Annotated in this window: 24 protein-coding genes; 17 read left to right on the forward strand and 7 right to left on the reverse strand. The window is 62.1% G+C overall.

Annotated elements, in window-relative coordinates; translation table 11 throughout:
* Window positions 1–22: 22 nt before the first annotated feature.
* The 3 genes from NCS28_RS22405 to NCS28_RS22415 form a co-directional block, all read right to left on the reverse strand.
* A complete protein-coding gene (locus NCS28_RS22405; RefSeq protein ID WP_250515969.1) occupies window positions 23–586 on the reverse strand; it encodes a M48 family metalloprotease in 564 nt (187 codons plus the stop codon).
* A 2-nt stretch (window positions 587–588) separates the two neighbouring features.
* Complete coding sequence (locus tag NCS28_RS22410; RefSeq protein ID WP_250515970.1) at window positions 589–1,449, reverse strand: oxidoreductase; 861 nt, start codon at window positions 1,447–1,449, stop codon at window positions 589–591.
* A 93-nt stretch (window positions 1,450–1,542) separates the two neighbouring features.
* On the reverse strand, window positions 1,543–1,989 hold the full coding sequence (locus NCS28_RS22415; RefSeq protein ID WP_250515971.1) for a hypothetical protein: 447 nt from the start codon (window positions 1,987–1,989) through the stop codon (window positions 1,543–1,545).
* Between the two features lie 84 nt (window positions 1,990–2,073).
* Here NCS28_RS22415 and NCS28_RS22420 point away from each other — a divergent pair, with 84 nt between their 5' ends.
* Genes NCS28_RS22420 through NCS28_RS22465 form a run of 10 tightly spaced genes read left to right on the forward strand, consistent with a single transcriptional unit; the run spans window position 2,074 to window position 12,353 of the window.
* A complete protein-coding gene (locus tag NCS28_RS22420; RefSeq protein WP_250515972.1) occupies window positions 2,074–2,799 on the forward strand; it encodes an ABC transporter permease in 726 nt (241 codons plus the stop codon).
* A gap of 3 nt (window positions 2,800–2,802) precedes the next feature.
* Complete coding sequence (locus NCS28_RS22425) at window positions 2,803–3,921, forward strand: ABC transporter ATP-binding protein (protein WP_250515973.1); 1,119 nt, start codon at window positions 2,803–2,805, stop codon at window positions 3,919–3,921.
* On the forward strand, window positions 3,918–4,622 hold the full coding sequence (locus tag NCS28_RS22430; RefSeq protein ID WP_250515974.1) for an ABC transporter permease: 705 nt from the start codon (window positions 3,918–3,920) through the stop codon (window positions 4,620–4,622). The genes NCS28_RS22425 and NCS28_RS22430 overlap by 4 nt, the downstream gene beginning before the upstream one ends.
* Before the next feature lie 46 nt (window positions 4,623–4,668).
* Window positions 4,669–5,553, forward strand: coding sequence for a glycine betaine ABC transporter substrate-binding protein (locus NCS28_RS22435; protein ID WP_250515975.1), 885 nt, complete (start codon window positions 4,669–4,671; stop codon window positions 5,551–5,553).
* Window positions 5,554–5,586: 33 nt separating this feature from the next.
* Window positions 5,587–6,405 carry a nitrilase-related carbon-nitrogen hydrolase gene (locus tag NCS28_RS22440; protein ID WP_250515976.1) on the forward strand — a complete coding sequence of 273 codons (819 nt, stop codon included), beginning with the start codon at window positions 5,587–5,589 and terminating at the stop codon, window positions 6,403–6,405.
* An 18-nt stretch (window positions 6,406–6,423) separates the two neighbouring features.
* The gene (locus NCS28_RS22445; RefSeq protein WP_250515977.1) at window positions 6,424–7,596 is read left to right on the forward strand and encodes an acyl-CoA dehydrogenase family protein; all 1,173 of its coding nucleotides are present in this window, start codon (window positions 6,424–6,426) and stop codon (window positions 7,594–7,596) included.
* Between the two features lie 15 nt (window positions 7,597–7,611).
* On the forward strand, window positions 7,612–9,186 hold the full coding sequence (locus NCS28_RS22450; protein WP_250515978.1) for a class I adenylate-forming enzyme family protein: 1,575 nt from the start codon (window positions 7,612–7,614) through the stop codon (window positions 9,184–9,186).
* A complete protein-coding gene (locus NCS28_RS22455) occupies window positions 9,183–9,983 on the forward strand; it encodes a crotonase/enoyl-CoA hydratase family protein (protein ID WP_250515979.1) in 801 nt (266 codons plus the stop codon). The genes NCS28_RS22450 and NCS28_RS22455 overlap by 4 nt, the downstream gene beginning before the upstream one ends.
* 3 nt (window positions 9,984–9,986) lie before the next feature.
* The gene (locus NCS28_RS22460; protein WP_250515980.1) at window positions 9,987–11,318 is read left to right on the forward strand and encodes an MmgE/PrpD family protein; all 1,332 of its coding nucleotides are present in this window, start codon (window positions 9,987–9,989) and stop codon (window positions 11,316–11,318) included.
* A 3-nt stretch (window positions 11,319–11,321) separates the two neighbouring features.
* Window positions 11,322–12,353: a GlxA family transcriptional regulator gene (locus tag NCS28_RS22465; RefSeq protein WP_250515981.1), complete on the forward strand. Its 1,032-nt coding sequence runs from the start codon at window positions 11,322–11,324 to the stop codon at window positions 12,351–12,353.
* 15 nt (window positions 12,354–12,368) lie between these two features.
* Here the strand turns inward: NCS28_RS22465 and NCS28_RS22470 are convergent, their stop codons facing one another.
* Complete coding sequence (locus tag NCS28_RS22470; RefSeq protein WP_250515982.1) at window positions 12,369–12,986, reverse strand: hypothetical protein; 618 nt, start codon at window positions 12,984–12,986, stop codon at window positions 12,369–12,371.
* 395 nt (window positions 12,987–13,381) lie between these two features.
* Between NCS28_RS22470 and NCS28_RS22475 the strand changes: the two genes are divergently transcribed.
* Window positions 13,382–14,536 carry a porin gene (locus tag NCS28_RS22475; protein WP_250515983.1) on the forward strand — a complete coding sequence of 385 codons (1,155 nt, stop codon included), beginning with the start codon at window positions 13,382–13,384 and terminating at the stop codon, window positions 14,534–14,536.
* Between the two features lie 116 nt (window positions 14,537–14,652).
* Here NCS28_RS22475 and NCS28_RS22480 read toward each other — a convergent pair whose 3' ends face one another.
* Both NCS28_RS22480 and NCS28_RS22485 read right to left on the reverse strand, forming a co-directional pair.
* Window positions 14,653–15,183: a ProQ/FinO family protein gene (locus NCS28_RS22480; RefSeq protein WP_250515984.1), complete on the reverse strand. Its 531-nt coding sequence runs from the start codon at window positions 15,181–15,183 to the stop codon at window positions 14,653–14,655.
* Between the two features lie 157 nt (window positions 15,184–15,340).
* Window positions 15,341–15,985, reverse strand: a complete 645-nt coding sequence (locus tag NCS28_RS22485; RefSeq protein ID WP_250515985.1) for a TetR/AcrR family transcriptional regulator — start codon at window positions 15,983–15,985, stop codon at window positions 15,341–15,343.
* A 96-nt stretch (window positions 15,986–16,081) separates the two neighbouring features.
* On the opposite strand from NCS28_RS22485, the gene NCS28_RS22490 reads away from it, so the two are divergent.
* On the forward strand, window positions 16,082–17,200 hold the full coding sequence (locus tag NCS28_RS22490; protein ID WP_250515986.1) for an MBL fold metallo-hydrolase: 1,119 nt from the start codon (window positions 16,082–16,084) through the stop codon (window positions 17,198–17,200).
* A gap of 16 nt (window positions 17,201–17,216) precedes the next feature.
* Here NCS28_RS22490 and NCS28_RS22495 read toward each other — a convergent pair whose 3' ends face one another.
* Window positions 17,217–17,843 carry a CGNR zinc finger domain-containing protein gene (locus NCS28_RS22495; protein WP_250515987.1) on the reverse strand — a complete coding sequence of 209 codons (627 nt, stop codon included), beginning with the start codon at window positions 17,841–17,843 and terminating at the stop codon, window positions 17,217–17,219.
* A 142-nt stretch (window positions 17,844–17,985) separates the two neighbouring features.
* Here NCS28_RS22495 and NCS28_RS22500 point away from each other — a divergent pair, with 142 nt between their 5' ends.
* From NCS28_RS22500 to NCS28_RS22520, 5 genes are all read left to right on the forward strand, one after another.
* Window positions 17,986–18,840, forward strand: coding sequence for an alpha/beta fold hydrolase (locus NCS28_RS22500; protein WP_250515988.1), 855 nt, complete (start codon window positions 17,986–17,988; stop codon window positions 18,838–18,840).
* Between the two features lie 43 nt (window positions 18,841–18,883).
* Window positions 18,884–19,855, forward strand: coding sequence for a zinc-binding alcohol dehydrogenase family protein (locus tag NCS28_RS22505; protein WP_250515989.1), 972 nt, complete (start codon window positions 18,884–18,886; stop codon window positions 19,853–19,855).
* A 16-nt stretch (window positions 19,856–19,871) separates the two neighbouring features.
* Entirely contained in the window at window positions 19,872–20,642 is a 771-nt protein-coding gene (locus NCS28_RS22510) for an SDR family oxidoreductase (protein ID WP_250515990.1), read from the forward strand.
* A gap of 86 nt (window positions 20,643–20,728) precedes the next feature.
* Window positions 20,729–21,109 (forward strand): DUF1090 domain-containing protein, encoded by a 381-nt coding sequence (locus NCS28_RS22515; RefSeq protein ID WP_250515991.1) that lies wholly within the window; start codon window positions 20,729–20,731, stop codon window positions 21,107–21,109.
* A gap of 36 nt (window positions 21,110–21,145) precedes the next feature.
* Window positions 21,146–21,604 (forward strand): MEKHLA domain-containing protein, encoded by a 459-nt coding sequence (locus NCS28_RS22520; protein ID WP_250515992.1) that lies wholly within the window; start codon window positions 21,146–21,148, stop codon window positions 21,602–21,604.
* Window positions 21,605–21,614: the final 10 nt, after the last annotated feature.

A 21,614-nucleotide genomic window follows, 5' to 3' on the forward strand; every position in this document is an offset into this window, starting at 1 on the left:
GCATTTTTTTGGCTCGGCGAATCTATCGCGCATTTGCAACGAGACGCGCGCGCATTGCATCGAGTCGCGCCTTGTCGATATGACCGCGCGTCGCCATCGCTTCGAGCGCCGCGAGTGCGGATGCAGCGCCGCAAAGCGATGCGGCTTTCGCGTCCGCATCGAGTTCGAAGGCGTCCGAGCGTTTTGCACCGCGAATGCGCCAGAGCCTTCCGCACGCGAAGTACGCCGCCACGAATCCGAGTCCGGGCACGCTCACGCGCCAGAATTCTTCATCGGGCAAGGTTGCGAAAACGATGCATGGTATCGACAACAGCGCCGTCACCGAAAGAACCGTCCACGCGAAATCGAGCAGCATCGTTCTGCGTTGCGTCGCGTGCCCGACTTCATGCGCAACGACGATTTCAAGCGACGGCTCCGGTAATGCCAGCGTGTCGCGATCGACTTCGATGCGATTGAACAACGCTTCGTAGCAAGGCCCGGCACCCCGCTTGACGAAGCGCACATGCGGCGGCGTGACGTGCAGCGCGGCGGCATCGGCGGCGACGAGCGCGACGATGTGCTCTTCTTGCACGCGAAGCCGCTTCATGATCATTGCCCCGGATGATCGGTCCACTCGCTGCGCGCTTGCCACGCGTCGATATCGGCGCTCAGCTTCGCCAGCTTGGCGCGCACGAGTTCGAGTCCGGGACCGCCGAGCACGAGATGCCCCGGCGGCTCAGCCGACGTCACCGCTTCGATGATGACCTGCGCGGCGCGCGCCGGATCGCCCGGCTGCTTGCCGCTGCGCTCCGCGATGGCCGCGCGCCGGGTGCCCGACGTCTGCGCGTAATCGTCGATCGGCTTGCGCGTCTGCTTGAGCGACCGGCCGGCCCAGTCCGTGCGGAACGGACCCGGCTCGACCGCCGTGACCTTGATGCCGAGCCCTTCGGTTTCGCGCGCAAGCGCTTCGCCCAGGCCCTCTAATGCGAACTTGGTCGCCGCGTAATAACCGCTGCCCGGATTGCCGACGAGCCCTCCCACCGACGTGATATTGACGACATGCCCCGAGCGTCGCTCGCGCATGCTCGGCAGCACGGCCCTGATCATCGCGGCCGCGCCGAAGAAGTTCGCTTCGAACATCGCGCGCACTTCTTCATCCTCGCCTTCTTCGACGGCCGATAGATAGCCGAAGCCCGCGTTGTTCACGAGCACGTCGATATGATCGAACGCGGCGTAGGCATCGTCGATTGCGGACTTGATCTCATCGGCATGCGTGACGTCGAGACGCACCGCGATTGCACGGCCTCGAGCGCGTTCGACGATATCGGTGACGCTCGCCGGATCGCGCGCGGCGACGACTGCGCGCCAGCCCTTGTCGATCACGGCGCAGGCCAGTTCGCGGCCAAAGCCGGTCGAGCAGCCGGTGATGAACCAGACGGGCGTGTCGTTGTTATTCTTGGAAGCGGACATTGCGTTAGCTCCATGAAAGACGCGCGCATCCCGATCATCTTGACCGGAATGCGCACGCATTTATTTGCGGGATTGAAGGACGAGTACGCGAAGTTATCGTAGCGCGGGCATGCGAATCGCGCGATGATTCCGCGGCTCCAGCAAGACCGCCTGCTCGATGCGCAAAGCGATCTTCTTCCAGCCGGCGAGTTCATCGTCGAGCACGGCAAGCGTCAGAAGAATGCGCTCACGATCGTGTGTCGTGCTTGCCGCATCCGCGCTGTCGCGCAAGGACGCGAGCGCCACCTCGCGCTCAGCAATCTGCTTAGCGATTCTTTCCCTCAGGCAATTCAGCGATTGATCCATTTTCGTATGACAGGTTGATGTCATCGAACATGAGCAAACCGCGCGCCGCGTAAGCGCTCGACGCGCGCCGTATTGCAGTGACCGGACCGTACAGCCGAAGCAGTTTCGTATGTATATGATTTGAAAGTACAAAACAGAGTCACTCGCACGCCATGGCGTTTTCGTGACAAACAATGTCGGGTCGATGGTAGCCATGTGTCCCCACTCCGCTCTATCGTTTAGGCCAAGCAAAACCCAAACATAGATACGGCTCTTCAAAGAAGGGGCTCAGGAGACATAGTGGAAACCCTTGCCTTCATCTGGGACAACCTGGCGAGCATCGCCAGGATGACCGGCGAGCACATAGAGATCGTCGGCGTGGGCGTCGGGCTCGCGATCCTGACAGGCGTTCCGCTCGGCATCGCGATCACAATCAACGAACGCCTCGCGAAGATCGTGCTGTATGTCGCGGCGATCATCATGACGATTCCCTCGGTCGCGCTGTTCGGCCTCATGATCCCCATTCTTTCCGTGATCGGCCAAGGCATCGGCTTTCTGCCGACGGTCATCGCGCTCTTCCTCTATTCGCAGTTGCCGATCGTGCGCAACACCTACACCGCGATCACCAACATCGATCCGGCCTTGCGTGAAGCCGCGCGCGGCATGGGCATGACGACCGGCGAGCGTCTGCGCAAGGTCGAGATTCCCATCGCGCTGCCGATCATCATGGCCGGCGTGCGCATGGCGGTCGTGATCAACGTGGGCATCGCGGCGATTGCGGCGTATATCGGCGCGGGCGGTCTCGGCAAGCTCATCAGCCGCGGCATCTCGCAGTCGGATCCGCGTCAGTTGATCGCAGGCGCGATCCTGGTCAGCGTGCTCGCCATCGCCGCCGATATCGGTCTCTCGTGGGTGCAGCGCTGGCTCACGCCGAAGGGACTACGCGCACCTTCGCGCGCCGCCCGCCTCGCGCTGCGCCTCACCGCCATCACGGGCTTCCGCAAACAAACCGGACACGCGCAATAAATCATGATCAAGCTCTCCAACCTTACAAAGCGATATGACGGCGCGGCGAACCCGGTCGTCGACGGCATCAACATGGAAGTGGGCGCGGGCGAGATCTGCGTGCTGCTCGGGCCCTCGGGCTGCGGCAAGACCACGACGCTCAAGATGATCAATCGTCTCGTGCGTCCCACGTCGGGCAAGATCTATCTCGAAGGGCGCGATACGGACGAGTTCGAAGTCGTCGATTTGCGCCGCCGCATCGGTTATGTGATTCAGCAGATCGGGCTCTTTCCGAACATGACTGTCGAGGAAAACATCAGCGTCGTGCCGACGCTGCTCGGCTGGGACAAGGCGAAGGCGCGCCGCCGCGCGGCGGAGTTGCTCGAGATCGTCGCGCTCGATCCGGCGACCTATCTCACGCGCTATCCGAAGGACCTGTCGGGCGGACAGGCGCAACGTGTCGGCGTGGCGCGCGCGCTCGCCACCGATCCGCCCGTCATGTTGATGGATGAACCGTTCGGCGCTATCGATCCGATCAATCGCGAACTGATTCAGGACGAATTCCTGCGCATTCAGAAGCAGGTGAAGAAGACGATCATGTTCGTGAGCCACGACATCGACGAAGCCGTGAAGATGGCCGACAAGATCGCGATCTTCCGCAACGGTCATCTCGAACAATTCGATTCGCCGGACAACATTCTTGCGCGCCCTGCTACGCCGTTCATCGCGGGCTTCGTCGGCACGGATCGCGCCTTGAAGCGTCTGCGTCTGCTGCGCGCCCGCGATGCGCTTTCCGCCTGCGAATGCCTCGTGCGCGTCGGCGAGGACAGCGCGCGCGCCCGGGCGATGATGGAGAAGCACGGCGTCGATCAGATCGTCCTCGTCGATGCCGCCGACAAACCGCACGGCTGTCTCACGGTCGCTCGCTTGCTGAACGTCGAAGGCCCGGTCACCGCGGCGCATGCGCTTCCCGTTCGCGCCACCGCGAGTCAGAAGGACGATCTTCGCACCGTCGTATCGACAATGTTCGCGAACGGCGCGTCGTGGCTGCCTACTGTCGATGACGACGGCCGCTTCGTCGGCTATGTGAGCCAGGAGCGCATCGTCGACATGCTGAAGCTGCCCGCGGGAGAGCACGCATGAAACGCGTATTGTCCGCCGCGCTCTTGGCCGCACTGAGCACGCAAGCGCATGCCGATAGCTGGTGGGAGAGCATCGGCCAGTATCGAAGCGACATCGTCTATCAAGGGCTGCACATGATGATGATGGTCGCCGTGGCGGGCGTGCTCGCGATCATCGTCGCGATTCCGGCGGGCGTCTATCTGAGCCGTCCTTCGCAGAAACGCGGCGCAGCCGTCGTGATGCAATCGCTCAACGCGGGACAGGCCGTGCCGAAGCTCGCGCTGCTCGCACTCGCGATGAGCGTGATGGGCATCGGCGCCGTGCCCGCGATCTTCGGCTTGTGGGTGGCGACGCTGCTGCCCATCGCATTGAACACGTACGAAGGCTTGCGCGCGGTGCCCCCCGCGCTGATTGAAGCCGCGACCGGCATGGGCATGACGCCGTGGCAGATTCTCCGGCGCGTCGAGCTTCCCAACGCCCTCTATGTGATCCTCGCGGGCATTCGCACGGCATTGGCGATCACGGTCGGCACGGCGCCGCTCGCGTTTCTGATCGGCGGCGGCGGGCTCGGCGAACTGATCTTCACCGGCATCGATCTGAACGACTTCGGCATGCTGCTCGCGGGCGCCGTTCCGACGGCGCTGCTCGCGATATTGACCGATGCGTTCATCGGCCAGATGCAACGCATGATGGTGTCGCGCGGCGTGAATCCGCAAACCTGACTTCTCAAACCACTCCGCAACCCACTCCGCAACGATGAGAGAGACCATGAAAACGTTATTCGCCGTATCGTTCGGCATCCTTATTTCGATGTTTGCAAGCGTCTGCGCGAGCGCCGCGTCGGTGGTGGTCGGCGGCAAGAACTTCACCGAGCAGCAGTTGATGGCCGAAATGACCTCGCGCTATCTCGAAGCGAAGGGCTTCACCGTCACCAAGAAAGACGGCATGGGCAGTGCCGTGCTGCGTCAGGCGCAGGAAAACGGCCAAGTCGATGTGTACTGGGAATACACGGGCACGTCGCTCATCACCTACAACAAGGTCAATGACCGCCTCTCGCCCGAGGACACCTACAAGAAGGTCAAGGAACTCGATGCGGCCAAGGGCCTCGTGTGGCTGAATCCGTCGAAGGCGAACAACACGTATGCGTTCGCCATGAATCAGGACGAAGCGAAGAAGCTCGGCATCGTCACGATGAGCGATCTCGCGAAGGCGATCAAGGGCGGCAAGGAACTGACGTTTGCATGCAACTCGGAGTTCTATGCGCGTCCTGACGGCCTGCGTCCGCTGCAGAAGCAATACGGTTTCGAGTTCAGCCAGGGCGATGTCAAACGCATGGATACGGGTCTCACGTATCAGGCGCTCAAGGATCATCAGGTGGATGTGGCGCTCGTCTTCGCAACAGACGGCCGCGTGCCCGCGTTCAACTTCGTCTTGCTTAAGGACGACAAGGGCTACTTCCCGTCGTATGCGCTGACGCCGGTCGTCCGCAAGGCGACGCTCGATGCGAATCCCACGCTCGGGCCGCTTCTCAATGCGCTGTCCGCGAAGCTCGACGCGCCCACTATGGCCCGCCTGAACGCGAGCGTCGACGTGCAGAAGAAGTCGTTCTCCGATGTCGCGAATCAGTTCCTCAAAGAGTCCGGGCTGATCTGAACGTCGTCCGCGCAAACACAAAGGATCGACCTCATGACCACGATCAAAGTGGCCGCGGCGCAAACCGATACGGCATACGGCGACGTGCACGCGAATCTCGCGCGGCATATCGATCATATCGGCGATGCGAAGAAACGCGGCGTGCGTCTGCTCGTTTTTCCCGAGCTTTCGCTGCACGGCCATAGCGGCGGCAAGGATGCATTGCGTCTCGCGATGAAGCACGACGATCCCGCGATCCACCAACTCGCCGAAGCGAGTTCGGACATGCACGTGGTGTTCGGCTTCATCGAGGAAGCGCCAGGCGGGCAGTTCTACAACAGCCAGGCGACGGTCGCGAACGGCAAGCTGATTCACGTGCATCGAAAGACGATGCTGGCGACATACGGCAAGCTGCGCGACGGCTTGTACTTCGCCGCGGGCGGAAAGCCGGAGAGCTATCCGATCGACGACACATGGCGCGTCGCGACGCCCATCTGCAACGACTTGTGGAATCCGGCCGTGGTGCACGGACTCATGTGCGACGGCGTCACGCTGCTCGCCGCACCGATCAGCTCCGCGCGCGAAGCCGTCGGAGAAGGCTTCGACAACCCGTCGGGATGGGACATCAATCTGCGCTTCTATGCGTTGACGTACGGCGTGCCGATCGTCATGGCGAATCGCGTCGGCACGGAAGGAATGATGACCTTCTGGGGCGGCTCGCGCATCCTCGATCCCTTCGGCAAGACCATTGCACAAGCGGAAGGCGAAGAGGAATGCCTCGTCGTGGGCGAGCTCGATTACGACGCGATCCGCCGCGCCCGCTTTCTTCTGCCGACGGTGCGCGACGCGCGCATCTATGCGCAGCGAATCTGAACCGACATAAAGCACATCATGCGCGATTTTCTTTTAGACGATGCGGACCGGGCCTTCCGCACCGAAGTCCGCGACTTCCTGCAACGCGAGCTTTTGCCGCGCGCCGCGGATATCGAAGACCGTCGGAGCTGGGATGCGGTCAAGCACGTTGTCCGCGCCCTCGGCGCGGCGGGCTATCTGAAGCTGATGTTCCCCGACCTGTACAAAGGCAAGCTCGCGCACCCCGGCCTCACGCACGCGACGATCCTTTCCGAAGAAGCGTCCTACATAAACTACGCGTTCGAGACGACCATCGCGACGGCTTTGTCATGCGCGTATCCGCTGCATCGTCATGCGAGCGAGCGCCTGCGCGACACCTATCTCACGCCGATTCTCGAAGGCACGGCCATCGGCGCGATCTGCGTGACCGAGCCGAACGTCGGAAGCGATTCGGCGGGCATGGAGACGCGCATCGACTTCGACGAGATGCGCAACGAGTGGGTCATCAACGGCTCCAAGCGGTATATCTCGAATGCGTCCGTCGCGGATGTCTACATCGTCTATGGCTTGACGAGCGATGGCATGACGGCTGTCGCCGTGCCAAAGAACGCGAAAGGCATGAGTTTCCCTCGCAACTATACGTTCATGGGGCGTCGCGGCTGCATCGTGGGCGAAGTCGGATTCGACGATTGCCGCGTGCCGGCCGATCATCTGCTCGGCGAAAAAGGCGGCGGCTTTCGCATCATGCGCGGCATGTTCAACTTCGAGCGCGCGATTCTCGGCGGCTCGGGTCTCGGCGTCGCACGCAGCGCATTCGACATTGCGACCGCGCACGCACAAACGCGCAAATCCTTTGGTCAGGCGCTCGGCTGCAAGCAACTCATCTGGGACAAGATCGCGCAGATGAGCTGGCGCATCGACGCATCGGAGCTGATTACCTATCGCGCGACGAAGATGTACGACGCGGGCGCCGACGGCCGTGCGCTGATGAAGGAAGCCGCGATGGCCAAGCTCGTCGCGACCGAGACAGCGAACTATTGCGCCAACGAGACCGTGCAGATTCTCGGCGGCGACGGCATCACGAAGGAATATGGCCGCGCCGAGCAGATCTATCGCGATGCGCGGGCGCTCACCATCGTCGGCGGCACGTCAGAAGTCGCCAAGTATCTGATCGCGGGACGCGATCTTCCCGACATCCGGATCACTCTCTAGAGAGCAACACGCATCATGCTCACGATCACGTCGCTTTTCGAAAACACGGTCGCCAAATATCCGGACCGTCCCGCGCTGACCTGCGGCGCCGTTTCACTCACGTATGCGCAGTGGAGCGCGCGCGTGCGGCGTCTCGCGCAGGCGCTCTTCGATCTGGGTGTGCGCCAGATGGACCGCGTCGCGATTCTTCAAAAAACCTCCGACGCGACACCGACCGCCTACATGGCGTGCCAACTGCTCGGCGTAATCGCGGTGCCGATGAACTTTCGTCTCTCCGCCAACGAAGCCGCGTTCATACTGCGCGATGCGGGCGCGCGCGCGTTGATATACGACGACTCGATGTCGCCGGTCGTCGCGAAGATCGAGCAATCGTTGCCGAACCTGCGCACCTACGTTTGCGTGAATAATGGCGCCGACATGCCCGCGCATCATCACGCGTTCGAAGCGCTGATCGCACGCGTGGAGCAATTCGATGCGCCGCTGCCGCACCTCCAACCCGACGATATCTCCGCGCTCGTCTATACATCAGGCACCACGGGCCGGCCGAAGGGCGCAATACATACGCATGGCAACGACGTGTCCATCGCGACGAACTGCGTGATGGAGTACAGCCTCACGAGCACGGACTCGGCCTTGCATATCGCGCCGCTCTATCATGTCGGCGGGATGCAGGCGTATTTCGTGCCGCACCTGATGGTCGGCGCGCATAACGTGATCCTGCCTCGCTACGAACCGCTCGCGACGCTGAAGGCCATCGCGCATTACGGCATCACGACGCTCTTCGCCGTGCCCACACAGATTCAGGACATGCTGTTCCATCCGGATTTCGCGTCGATCGATACGCACAGCCTGCGCATGATCACCACCGGCGGCGCGGCGATTCCCGCGAAGACGATGCAGCGCGTGATCGACGAGTTCTGCCCGAGCATCTTCAATGGCTATGGCATGACCGAAGCGAGCCTCACGCTGCTGCTGCATCCGCGCGATGCGCTCACCTGTCTCGGCTCGTGCGGCAAGCCCACGCTCATCAGCACATGTCGCGTGATCCGCAATGACCCCGAGCGCATCGTGACGCCGAATGAAACCGTTGCGGCGGGTGAAGTCGGCCAGTTGATCGTCAAGGGACCGCAGCTTGCGTCGGGCTACTGGAACAATCCCATCGAAACCGACAAGAAGTTCAAATCCGGTTGGCTTTATACGGGCGATCTCTTCAGCATCGACGAGGGGGGTTATTTTCACTTTCAAGGCCGCGTCGACGACATGATCGTGTCGGGCGGCGAGAACATCTATCCGCGCGAGATCGAGGAAGTGCTGTATCACTGCCCCGGCGTGCAGGAAGCCGCGGTGATCGGAGTACCCGACGAAAAGTGGGGACAAGCGGTGACCGCCTTTATCGTGCGCAGCGTGTCGACGCTGACCGAAGACGATGTCGTCGCGTTCTGCAAATCCGGCGACGATCTCGCGCCTTACAAGCGGCCCAAGAAGGTCTTCTTCGTCGATAAGCTGCCGCTGAATCCGAGCGGCAAAGTGCTGCGTCACGAACTCGCCGGAGCCGTTTATCAAAGCATGCTTTCAGGAGTCCCGCAATGAGCGACCCCGTGCTGTACGAGCAGGACGGCCATATCGTCACGATGACGTTGAACCGCCCCGAAACGCGCAACGCCATCACCGAAAAAGAAGTCGTCGATGCAATCATCGCATGCCTGGAGCGTGCGCAAGGCGACATGTCCGTGCGCGCGATCGTGCTGACGGGCGCGGGTCCGGCGTTCTCGTCGGGCGGCAACATCAAGCACATGCGCGATGAAGTCGGCACGTTTTCGGGTACGTCGGCGCATATTCGCGAGAATTATCGGCGCGGCATTCAGCGCATTCCGCGCGCGTTTCATGAACTCGATGTTCCGTGCATCGCCGCCGTCAACGGTCCCGCGCACGGCGCCGGCTGCGATCTCGCGCTGATGTGCGATATCCGCATCGCGGGCGAAAGCGCCTTGTTTGCCGAGAGTTTCGCGAAGGTCGGCATCATTCCCGGCGATGGCGGCGCGTGGCTGTTGCCGCGGGCAATCGGCCTGTCGCGCGCCAATGAAATGATCTTTACCGGCAAGGCAATCGATGCGAAGCGCGCCGAGGCCTGGGGACTCGTATCGCGCGTCGTGCCCGATGCGGAGTTGATGGAAACGGCGCTCACACTCGCACGCGAGATCGCGAGCAATGCGCCCGATATCCTGCGCATGTCGAAGCGCCTCGTGCGCGAAGGGCAACGCATGGACCTGCCGAGCCTGCTGGAGATGTCGGCGGCGTTTCAGGGCATTGCGCATCGCACGGCGGATCATCGGGAAGCGATCGCCGCCACGTTCGAGCGCCGCGCGCCCTCCTATACCGGAGACTGATGGATGGGCACATCCGCCATCGCGTTCATTCATGAACTGACGTTCGATGTGCTGCCCGGGCGGGTCATCGAACAGGCCAAGCTATGCGTGCTCGACCTGCTCGGCGTCGCGCTTGCGGGGCGAAAGACCGAGCTGTCGCGCATCGCGGGCGATCACGCCTTCGAGTTCTTCGCGCCCGGCGCGCTGCGTTCGCGCATGCTTTTCGATGGACGCGCCGCCAGCCCCATCGGCGCAGGTCTCGCGGGCGCGATGACCATCGATAGCTGCGACGGCCACGACGGTCACGCGCAGACCAAAGGCCATGTCGGCGTAACCGTACTGCCCGCGCTGCTCGCGCTCGCCGACATGCGGCCCGGCATGAGCGGCCGCGAGTTCCTCGCATGCGTCGTGCTCGGCTATGAACTCGGCACGCGCGCGGGCATTGCGTTGCACGCGAGCGCCTGCGATTATCATACGTCGGGCGCATGGAACGCCCTGGCTGCGGCGGCGCTCGCCGCGCGCGTGCTGCCGCTCGATATGCGGCGAACGCGCGAAGCGCTCGGCATCGCGGAGTATCACGGGCCACGCAGTCAGATGATGCGCTGCATCGATCACCCGACGATGGTGAAGGACGGTTCCGGCTGGGGCTGCATGGCGGGCCTCTCCGCTGCGTTTCTCGCGCAGCGCGGCTTCACGGGCGCGCCCGCGCTGACCATCGAACAGGACGAAACCCGCAGTCTTTGGAACGATCTGAGCGAACGCTGGCGCATCATGGAGCAATACTTCAAACCGCAACCTGTCTGCCGATGGGCGCATCCCGCCATCGATGCGGCGCTCGCGCTCAAGTCGAAGCACGGCTTCACGAGCGAGCAGATTCGCGCGGTGAACGTGCGCACGTTCCATCATGCGACGCGGCTCGCGCACGCCGCGCCGGCATCGACCGAAGAGGCGCAATACAGTCTGCTCTTTCCCGTTGCGGTCGCGTTGCAACATGGCGCGGTGAACTTCGACGCGCTTCACGGCGATGCGCTTCGCGATCAGGAAGTCCTTCGCCTGAGCCATATCATCCGCGTCAAGGAAGGCGCGGAGTACACATCGCGTTTTCCTGGCGAGCGCTTCGCCGAAGTGAACATCGAACTAACGGATGGCAGGCGTTTCGATTCCGGCGCGACGCAAGCGTTGGGCGATCCCGACTTGCCGCTCGATGCAAACACGATCCGCGCCAAGTTTCGCGCCTTCGCCGAGCCCGCATGCGGCGCGAACATGGCGCGCGAACTGGAGCGCACCGTCGACATGCTCGACGCTCACGACGTGACGCCCCTGCTCGATCTCGTGCTCGGATCGATTCGCGTCTAGCGCATGAACGCGAACGACATCCCGCCGGCCACACGCTCGATCAAGGCTGCGCGCGCGCCCGCGTCCATCGTCGATGGAGAGACGAAAACGCAGCGCATGGGCTTCTTCCTCGTCCCGCATTTCTCGATGATGGCGCTCAGCTCCGTCACCGAGCCATTGCGCGCGGCCAATCGCGTGAGCGGCAAGGCGCTCTATAGCTGGCACCTCATCAGCGCGGACGGCGAGCCGGTTTCGTCGAGCTCGGGCTTCGCGCTGTTGCCCGACTTCGCGATCACTTCATCGCCGGAATTGAGTCATGTGTTCGTCGTCGCGAGCATCGGCGTGTCGAACTATCGCAATGCGCGCGTCTTCGAATTTCTGCGCCGCTATGCCGCGAAGGGATCGACGCTCGGCGGCATCAGTCTCGGCACGATGATCCTCGCGCGCGCGGGATTGCTCGACAAGCGCCGCTGCACGATCCACTGGGAAGCACTCAAGGAACTCGCCGACGAATTTCCGACGCTCGACGTAAGCCGCGATCTCTATTGCATCGAAGGCGATCGCATGACATGCAGCGGCGGGACCGCCGCCATCGACATGATGCTCGATCTGATCGCGCGTCAGCATGGGCATCAACTGGCGGCGGAAGTTGCCGATCAATTCATCCACACGCGCATGCGCACCGCGCAGGAAAGCCAGAAGATGGCGATCCAATGGCGCTATGGCGTGGAAGATCGCCGCATCGTACATGCGGTCTCGCTGATGGAGCAGAACATCGAGCGCCCCATTCCGATGAAGACGATCGCATCGCTCGCAGGCATTTCACCGCGCACGTTCGAGCGTATGTGGATCAAGCATTTCAACGTACGGCCGTCGCAGTTTTATCTGGAGCTTCGGCTCAAGGCCGCGCAAAAGCTTATCCGCGAATCGTCGCTTTCTTTACTCGATGTCGCGATGCAGTGCGGGTTCGCGAGCGCGTCGCATCTCGGGCGATGCTACAAGCAATGCTTTGCGAAGACGCCCGGACAGGAACGCGCCGCGAGCGAGGCACGTTGAAAAGTTATTGCGATGTTATCCGGCATCGCCCGAACTGATCGCCGATTGCATGCTCTTCAATAGCTTCGTCAAATAGCGAAGCAAGCCGACCGTATCCCCGAATTCGATAAAGCCGGGTCTCACGCCATCGCTGAAAAGCAGCGTGCCGTCGAGCGTGTCATCGACGATCAACCCGGCATAAGCGGCGTGCGGTCTGTATTCGTCGGCGGCGAGGCTGAAGGTGTTGCCGTTCACGGCGGCATCGCGCAGACGCATGAGGAATTGCACTTCGGGCGCGCGCGACGCGGAAAGCCGGCGAATATCGAAGTATTCGGCGACAGCGAGAATCGCATTCGTGCACGGAACGATCAGCGCGAACGCGATGCGCTTGTCGGCAGTGTCGAACGATGGCCACGATAGCGCGTCTTCCTGCGGCGAACCTTTGGTCGGCGTGCCGTCTTCGCTATGCGTATGCGCTTCGGGATGCGAATGCTTGCGCGCGAGTAATGTCTGAGCCTTCGCAAAGTCCGGCGGCGGCGCACCGCGCTCGATCCAGTCGGACAGCAGGCTCGCGTAGGCATAAAGCGTCGTCAATTGCGCTTCGATGAAAACGACGCCGATTCTGCAAGCGTCCGGATGGCGGCTTTCGGGCATGGCTTCTCCTTTGCGTTTCCCCTTGATGTGCAATGTTTGCGCCTGAATAAAGATGGTGTGATTCATAGACAGTTAGTTGCGGACGTAACGACATGCGCGACGTGTCCGCATATGACCGTAATGTGGGCGAAATGCTACAAACGTCGTAAAGCAAATTTACCAATTACTGACGACGCGTTATATTCGCATCGCTATAACGAGAAGCGACGTTCTGTCTGCTTCGTCGCGGTGGGACCTCTTGCCGCTTCCGTCGAAAGAAGCGGCGTCAATAACATCACGCACGACCGACCTTCGCGATGTCTCGCGAAGCCGGATGGCCGCGTTCGCGCTTCGAAAAGCGCCGCGCCGTTTTGCAATCGGGCCGCGTCGAGCGGACAACACCAAGGAAAAGAAGAATGAAGAAGCACATCGTAGCGGCCGCGGTATTGGGCATGTTCGGCATCGCGGCGCACGCGCAAAGCAGCGTCACGCTGTACGGGATCATCGACGCCGGCATCACGTATGCGAACAAGGTCGCCGTGCTCGGCGGCCACGACAGCGTCGTGAAGTATGGCGACGGCGTCGCGCAAGGCAGCCGCTGGGGCCTGCGCGGCACGGAAGATCTGGGCGGCGGTCTCAAGGCGATCTTCGTGCTCGAAAACGGCTTCAACAGCGGCGACGGCACGCTCGGTCAAGGCGGCGCGTTGTTCGGCCGTCAGGCGTATGTCGGTCTTGCGAAGAACGAATACGGCTCGCTCACGTTCGGCCGTCAATACTCGTTCTCGACCGACTATCTCGGCGGCGGCTACACGATGGGCAGCCAGACGCCCGCGGGCAATTACGCGTATCACATCAACGATCTGGATCAGCTCACGTCGAGCCGCATCAACAACGCCGTCAAGTTCAGCAGCGCCAGTTTCTACGGCCTGACGTTCGGCGCAATGTACGGCTTCTCGAACTCGACGAACTTCGCGGGTTCGCCCACGACCGGAACCGGCGCGACCGCGGTGCAAGGCTCGTCGAGCGCGTACAGCTTCGGCTTGAACTACGCGCAAGGGCCGCTCGGCATCGGCGCGGCGTATACCAAGCTGCGCTATCCGAACGCGGCGACGCCGGCGTTCAGCGTGAGCATCGCCAACGTGAACACGCTCGGCCTGCACGATCTCGAAACCTTCGGCGTCGGCGCGCGTTACTCGATCGCCGCCGCCGTGATCTGGGCGAACTGGACGCACACGATGTTCCACCAGATCACGACCGGATCGTCGACGCTGAGCAACTACGAAATCGGCGGCAAGTACTCATTCACGCCGGCATTGAGCGCGGGCATCGGCTATACGTTCTCCGATTTGAGCGGCAACTTCGACGGCCGCTGGCATCAGGTCAACGGCGTGGTGGATTACGCGCTGTCGAAGCGCACCGATGTCTATCTGAGCGGCGCGTATCAGAAGGCGTCGGGCAGCAACCGCGGCCTGCCGGTGCAGGCGGAGATCGGCTCGTCGTCGTCGTTCATCGGCAATGCGGGCGCGAATTCGCAGCTGGTGACGCGCGTCGGTCTGCGCCACAAGTTCTGATCGACGGCTGGAATGATGAAAGCGCGACGCCTCAGCGGCGTCGCGCTTTTTTATTCGTTCTATGCATCGAATCGTCCGATGCATCATCCAAAAAAGTCGGACCGCGCGGTGTCGCGTTACTTGGCCGCTTCCGCGGTCTTCGGCGCGGGAGCCGATCGCGCCAGGCGATTCGTTTCCAGATACACGGCGCGTTCCGCATCCGCCGGCGATACTTCACCGGCCTTGTCGCCCGTGAGATCGATCCGCGGCGCGCCCTGCACGAGGCAGGTCCAATAGCGATTGCCGCGGCACCAGACCTTGATCGCGCTGCGCAGTTCTTTTTCGTTGAGTTTGAGTTCTTCTGCGTGCTTCATCAGATCCTCGAAAATGCCGACCTTCAGCGGCACCTTCGGCGCGGGATTTTTCGGAAACGCGAGAGGAAAACGCTTCTGCAGCTTTCCGATCGTGTGCACGACCGGATCCACCGGTTTCGATGGAGCCGCGGCATTCGCGGGATTAGCCGATTTTGCCGGCTTGGCCGGATTCGCCTGCTTCGACGCAGCCGCCGGCGCAGGACGCCGCGCGTGCGCCGCCTTCTTCTTCGCTGCGTTGCTTGCAGCCTGTTTTGCGAGTTGCTCTTTCAGTCCGGCGAGTTGTTCGAAGCCCATCACATCGTGCCCGTAGAAAACGTATCCGGATTTTAACAGCCTCCGGTGACGACCTCGTTGCGGGCAGCGGCGGCCTTATCGGAAAGCATCGGGCCCCGAAAGGGCCGCGCTGCCGGCGCTATCCGCTTCTGCGCATGAACGTTCGGTCGCAAACGTTCTATGAGCGCTTCGCCGCGGCGCGTTCATAGCGGGCGAGAAACATGTCGGCGGACGCTTCCGCTACTTTCTTCTGCTCGTGCTTCGAGAGCGGCGGCTGGCCCATCGTGACCTGAGGCCAGAACGCGAAACCCTTCACGATGCCGTGCAACTGCTGCCCGGCGAAGATCGGATCGGTGACGGCGAGACGGCCATCGGCGGCCGCTTTTCTGATCCACGCCGTCACGTCTTCCTCGCGTTCGCCGATGCGCGCCACCATGTCGCGCGCGCGTTCCGGCGAATGAATGCCCGCCGCGATCGCCACGCGTGCGAGCGATAGAAAAGCCTCGTCGGTCATGAGCCGCAGCTTACGCGTGAGCAACGCGAGCAGTTGCGCGCGCAGCGGTTCATCGGCGCTATAGACCGGTGCGTCGCCGATTTCGCTCGCATCCCACAAGCGATGCAAAATCGCGGCGAACAGCGCTTCCTTGCTCTCGAAGTGGTTGTAGACCGTGCGCTTCGATACGCCCGCGCGCGCGGCGATGCGGTCCATGCTGGTCGCGTCGTAGCCAGCCGCAATGAACTCCGCCACAGCCGCGTTCACGATCGCGGCGCGCTTGCGGTCGGTCAGCCGCTGGGGAGTGTCGTTGATATCGCTCGAGTCCATCCCTCCATTTTACACCGCCCGGTTTACTTTCTTCTCGAAACTAAACTACACTGTACAGTCTACTTTCCGCTTCGGGCTCGCGTCCCGTCATGTCCTATGACTTCGTTCACCGATCGCATCAGCCGTGCCCTGGGTCTTACCGCCGCGGAACGTGGCCGCGCGTTGTCGAGCGCGTCGCCGCAACATGACGGCGCGCGCTTTCGCAATGTGAAGCCGCGTCCGAAAGAAGGCATCGGCAAGACCTTGCGCATCGTCTGGAACATGCTGTTCAGCAAGCCGCGCAATACCGTGCCGACGCAAGCGCCCATCGTCGATACGCTCACGCGCGCGCAGCTCGATGCCGCGCCCGATCGCAGCCTTTATCGGCTCGGCCATTCGACGATGCTCTTCAAACTGCGCGGTGAATACTGGCTGACAGACCCGGTTTTCGGCGAACGCGCGTCGCCGTTCAAACGCATGGGCCCGAAGCGCTTTCATGCGCCGCCGATCGCGCTCGATGATCTCCCGCCCTTGCGCGGCGTGCTCCTCTCGCACGATCACTACGATCATCTCGACCGCGAAACCGTGCTCGCGCTCGCCGCGACGACCGAAGTCTTTCTCACACCGCTCGGCGTCGGCGACCGGCTGATCGAATGGGGCATCGATGCATCGAAGGTGCGTCAGCTCGACTGGTGGCAAAGCGCGGGGATCGGCGGACTGTCGTTCACCGCGACGCCCGCGCAGCATTTCTCAGGACGCAGTCTCTTCGACGGCAACAGTACGCTGTGGGCCTCGTGGGTCATCGTCGACGACGATCTGCGCGTGTTCTTCAGCGGCGACACCGGCTATTTCGACGGCTTCGAAACGATCGGCGAGCGCCTCGGACCCTTCGACGTCACGCTGATCGAGACCGGCGCATACGATGCGCAATGGCCGTACGTCCACATGCAGCCAGAGGAAACGGTGCAGGCGCATATCGATCTGCGCGGACGCTGGCTCGTTCCGATTCACAACGGCACGTTCGATCTCGCGATGCATCCGTGGCAAGAGCCGTTCGAGCGCGTGACGGGGTTGGCGCTCGCGCGCGGCGTGGCGGTGACGACGCCGCGCATGGGCGAGCGGCTGGATCTCGAAGCGCCGCATCGCGGCGAGCGTTGGTGGCGCGAAGTAGCCGACGTGGCGAAGTCGGCGTCATCGTGGCGCATGTGCGCATCGCGGGCCGAGAGCGCGAAATAACGCGCTCCGACGTCGATCAAGCCTTTCCTTCCTTGAGCCGCGCCCGGTGCGCGGCCACCTTTGCCCGATTCCCGCAGATCGCCATGCTGCACCAGCGCCGCGCATGCCCGCGCGTGTGATCCGCGAAAAGCAGCGTGCATTTCGGGCCTTCGCACGCCTTCACATAAGTAAAGTCCTCTTCGCAGACGAGCTTCGCGAGCGCTTCGACGATCGGCATCAACAGCGATTCGGCGTTCGGCCAACGGCGCCGCATGCCGAACGCAAGACCGCTTGCGGCACTCGCACCGGCGACGATCACCGGATGCTGCTCATCGCGCTGCAACACGCTATTCAGCGGTTCGAGTTCAGCCAAATCCTTCGCCGATAACGACCGTCCCTTCCTCTTCCGCACGAACGCACGAAACCATTCGCGCAGGCCACGCGCCTTCGCTGCGACCTCGTCCAATTCGGCCGGCGCGGTTTGCGAACGCATGTGCGCGAGCACATCGGCGGGCACCAGTTCCGCCTGTTCAAGCCATGACAGCAGGCCTTCGCCATCGCCGATCCAGTCGACGGGCTCATCGACTGGCGTCGCGATCGAGTTGAGGAAATCGAGGCCGGGCGCGTCGGCCACGAAGATCGCCGGTATCGGGCGGTAGTCCATTTTTCAAATCCAGACGTGTTCTACGATGACCCCATCGTAACCGCTAAAAAAACTCTTGACAAGTTACTACCTTCTTTTGTAACCTCTTTCACATACTTTTAACGGTTACACGATTTTTTCTTCATCCCGCGGAGAAACGCCCATGTCCACCATTGCGCATCGTCATATCGACGTCGACGGCTTCAAGGTGTTCTATCGCGAAGCCGGTCCGGCCAACGGCCCCAAGCTTCTCTTGCTGCATGGCTTTCCCAGTTCGAGCCACATGTTTCGCGATCTGATTCCACTGCTGTCGGAGCGCTTTCATATCGTCGCGCCCGATCTTCCCGGCTTCGGCCTGTCCGATATGCCGAGCCGCGATGCGTTCTCGTACACGTTCGAGAACATCGCGAACGTGATCGATAGCTTCACCGAAGTGATCGGCTTCGATCGTTATGCGGTGTATGTCTTCGACTACGGCGCGCCGACCGGCTTTCGTCTTGCACTCAAGCATCCCGAGCGCATCACGGCGATCGTTTCGCAAAACGGCAACGCGTATGAAGAGGGATTGAGCGACGGCTGGGATTCGATCCGCGCGTACTGGCAAGCGCCGACGCAAGCGAATCGCGATGCATTGCGCGCGATGCTCACGAAGGACACGACGAAGTGGCAATACACGCACGGCGTGCCCGACGCGTCCGCGATTTCGCCCGATGGCTATGCGCTCGACGACTACTACATGAGCCGTCCCGGCGCGCATGAAGTGCAGCTCGATCTCTTCGGGGACTATCGCAACAACGTCGCGTTGTACCCGGCATTTCAGGCGTACTTTCGCAAGCATCAACCGAAGTTCCTCGCCGTGTGGGGCAAGAACGATCCGTTCTTCCTGCCGCCGGGCGCGGAAGCATTCAAGCGCGATATCCGGCATGCGGACGTGCGCTTCTTCGATACAGGCCACTTCGCACTCGAAACGCACGCGACGCAGATCGCGGCAGCCATCACCGACTTCCTCGCTCAGTAAAACGCGGACCTTCACCGCGCTCATCCATCACAGGAGAAACATCATGCGTGCAATCGTGCTCGACAAGTTCGGCGGTATCGACAGCCTCGTCTATACCGAGATTCCCGAGCCTGAACCGCTCGACGGACATGTCGTCATCGAGATCAAGGCGTTCGGCATCAACCACGCCGAAATGCACATGCGGCGCGGCGAGTGGGCCGAAGCTGCGAGAGTGAGCGGCATCGAATGCGTAGGTATCGTGAAGTCGTGTCCGGGCGGCGAGTTTCCCGTCGGCGCCAAAGTGGCCGCGTTGATGGGCGGCCTCGGACGCACGATCAACGGAAGTTATGCGCAATTCACACGCGCGCCGGTGTCGAATGTGGCGCTGATCGAATCCGATCTGTCCTGGGCCGAACTGGCCGCCATTCCCGAAACCTATGCGACGGCATGGACGTGCCTCTTTCGCAATCTCGAGATCAAGGCAGGACAAACGGTCGTCATCCGCGGCGCGACGTCATCGTTCGGACAGGCTGCGGTGAATCTCGCGGTGAATGCGGGCGCGAAGGTTATCGCGACGACGCGCAATCGCGATCGCTTCGCCAAGCTCGAATCGTTGGGCGTGTCGCGCGTCGAACTCGAAGGACCGGAGTTGAGCACGCGCATCGCGGAAGCGAAAGAGATCGATGCGGTGCTCGATCTCGTCGGCAACAGCACGATTCTCGATTCGCTCGCGATGCTTCGTCGCGGCGGCCGCGCATGTCTCGCGGGCTGGCTTGGCGGCCTTGCGCCGATCGCGGAATTCAACCCGCTCCTGCAGATGTCGAGCGGCGTGCATCTGACTTTCTTCGGCAGCTTCGTGTTCGGCACGCCCGGCTTTCCGGTGTCCGATGTGCCGCTGCAAGCGATCGCCGCCGACATTGCCGCGGGACGTTTCAACGCGAAGCCTTCACGCGTGTTTTCGTTCGACGAGATTCACGAAGCGCATCGCGTGATGGAAGCGAATGAAGCCAACGGAAAGATGGTCGTCGTTCATTGAAAACGGGAGACATGACATGACAACGAAAGTAGCCGTTATCACGGGCGCGAGTCAGGGCATCGGACGTTCGACCGCGATTCGCCTCGCACGCGATTTCGATTCGATCGTGCTCGTCGCACGCAATCGCGCGAATCTCGACGAGACCGCATCGATGGTCGGGAAAGCCGGCGCGAAAACGCTGGCGATCGATATCGATCTCGCGCGGTCCGACGCCGCGCAAAAAGTCGTCGATGATGCGCGCGCAGCGTTCGGCCGCATCGATGCGGTGTTGAACATCGCGGGCGCCGTGCCGCAAATCGATCTGTTCGACATGACCGATGAACAATGGGACGCGGGCCTCGCATTGAAGCTTCATGGTGCGCGCCGTTTGACCGTCGCGGCGTGGCCTTCGCTGAAGGAGACATCGGGATCGGTCGTGCTGATGTCGGGCAATTCCGCGCTCTTCCCTAAGGCGCCGTACGCGGCGGTCGGCACGATCAACGCGGCGATCGTTGCACTGGCGAAGGCATTTTCCGATCGCGGCATTGCGGACGGCGTGCAGGTCAACAGCGTGTTGCCCGGCCCCGTAATGACGGGCCGCCGGCGCTCGTATCTGGAGCACTGGGCGCCCCTGCACGATATGACCGTCGAGGAAGCGACCGCGCGTTTTCCTGTCGAAGCGGGCATCGCGCGTTACGGCACGCCGGAAGAGATCGCGGAGCTGATGGCATTCCTCGTGTCGCCCGCCGCGAAGTGGATGACGGGCAGCACGTTGAGAATGGACGGAGGCGAAGTCAAGTCGATATGACTTGCCGTCAGCGCAGTCGGTGCCTGTGAAGTATCCTGTGTCGCTATCGAATGATTCGTCCTGCAAGGACTTTCGTGAGGCCACACATGAAACTCGCATTCAAGGCACTGTTGGTCGTTGCGATCGCAAGCCCTCTCTATTGCTCGGCTCAATCGAAGGGCTGCGATGCGAAGCGCAGTTCGATCGAACAGGAAATCGCTTATGCGCGCGCGCACGGCAATGCAAATCGCGTCGATGGACTGGAGACTGCGCTCGCGCGGTTGAACGCGAACTGTACGGACGCGTCCTTGCGAAGCGAGAGCGAGCGCAAGGTCACGGCGGCTCAGAAGAAGCTGGCGGAACGCGAGCACGACTTGCAGAAAGCGAGAGACGAAGGCAAGAGCGCGAAGAAGATCGCGGAGCGTAAGCGCAAGGTCGATGAAGCTCATGCCGACCTGGAGCGTGCGCAAACGGAAGCGAACGAGTAAGGTGCTGTTTTCCGCTCACTCAAGGCATTTCGTACGATGCAGCCAACCGATCCCGACTTCTTCATGCTCCTTTGCGAAAGTTATGCGCGCCTGCTGCGCAAGACGCTCGTTCACCATGAAGCACTGACGCCGACGGAAGCCGCGCGCTGGCTCTACGAGGATGCGCCGTTTGGCATCCTCGCCCACGATACGCAGCCCGATCCCGTCTTCGTCTACGGCAATCTGCGCGCGCAGCGTCTCTTCGGTTATACGTGGAACGAGCTGACTGCATTGCCATCGCGCCTATCGGCCGAAGCGCCCGAGCGCAGCGAGCGTCAGGCGTTTCTCGAACAGGTGGCGCGCGATGGTTATGTCGATGGCTATCGCGGCATACGCGTGACGAAATCGGGCGAACGCTTCTGGATAGAACGCGCGACCGTGTGGCAATTGTTCGATCGCGACGGTGTCCATCGCGGACAAGCGGCGATGATTCCGCACGTCAGCGATATCGCCTGAGGCGTTCCGC

Origin of the sequence: Caballeronia sp. INDeC2, from assembly GCF_023631325.1 — a bacterium.
In the GTDB taxonomy this organism is placed as follows: domain Bacteria; phylum Pseudomonadota; class Gammaproteobacteria; order Burkholderiales; family Burkholderiaceae; genus Caballeronia.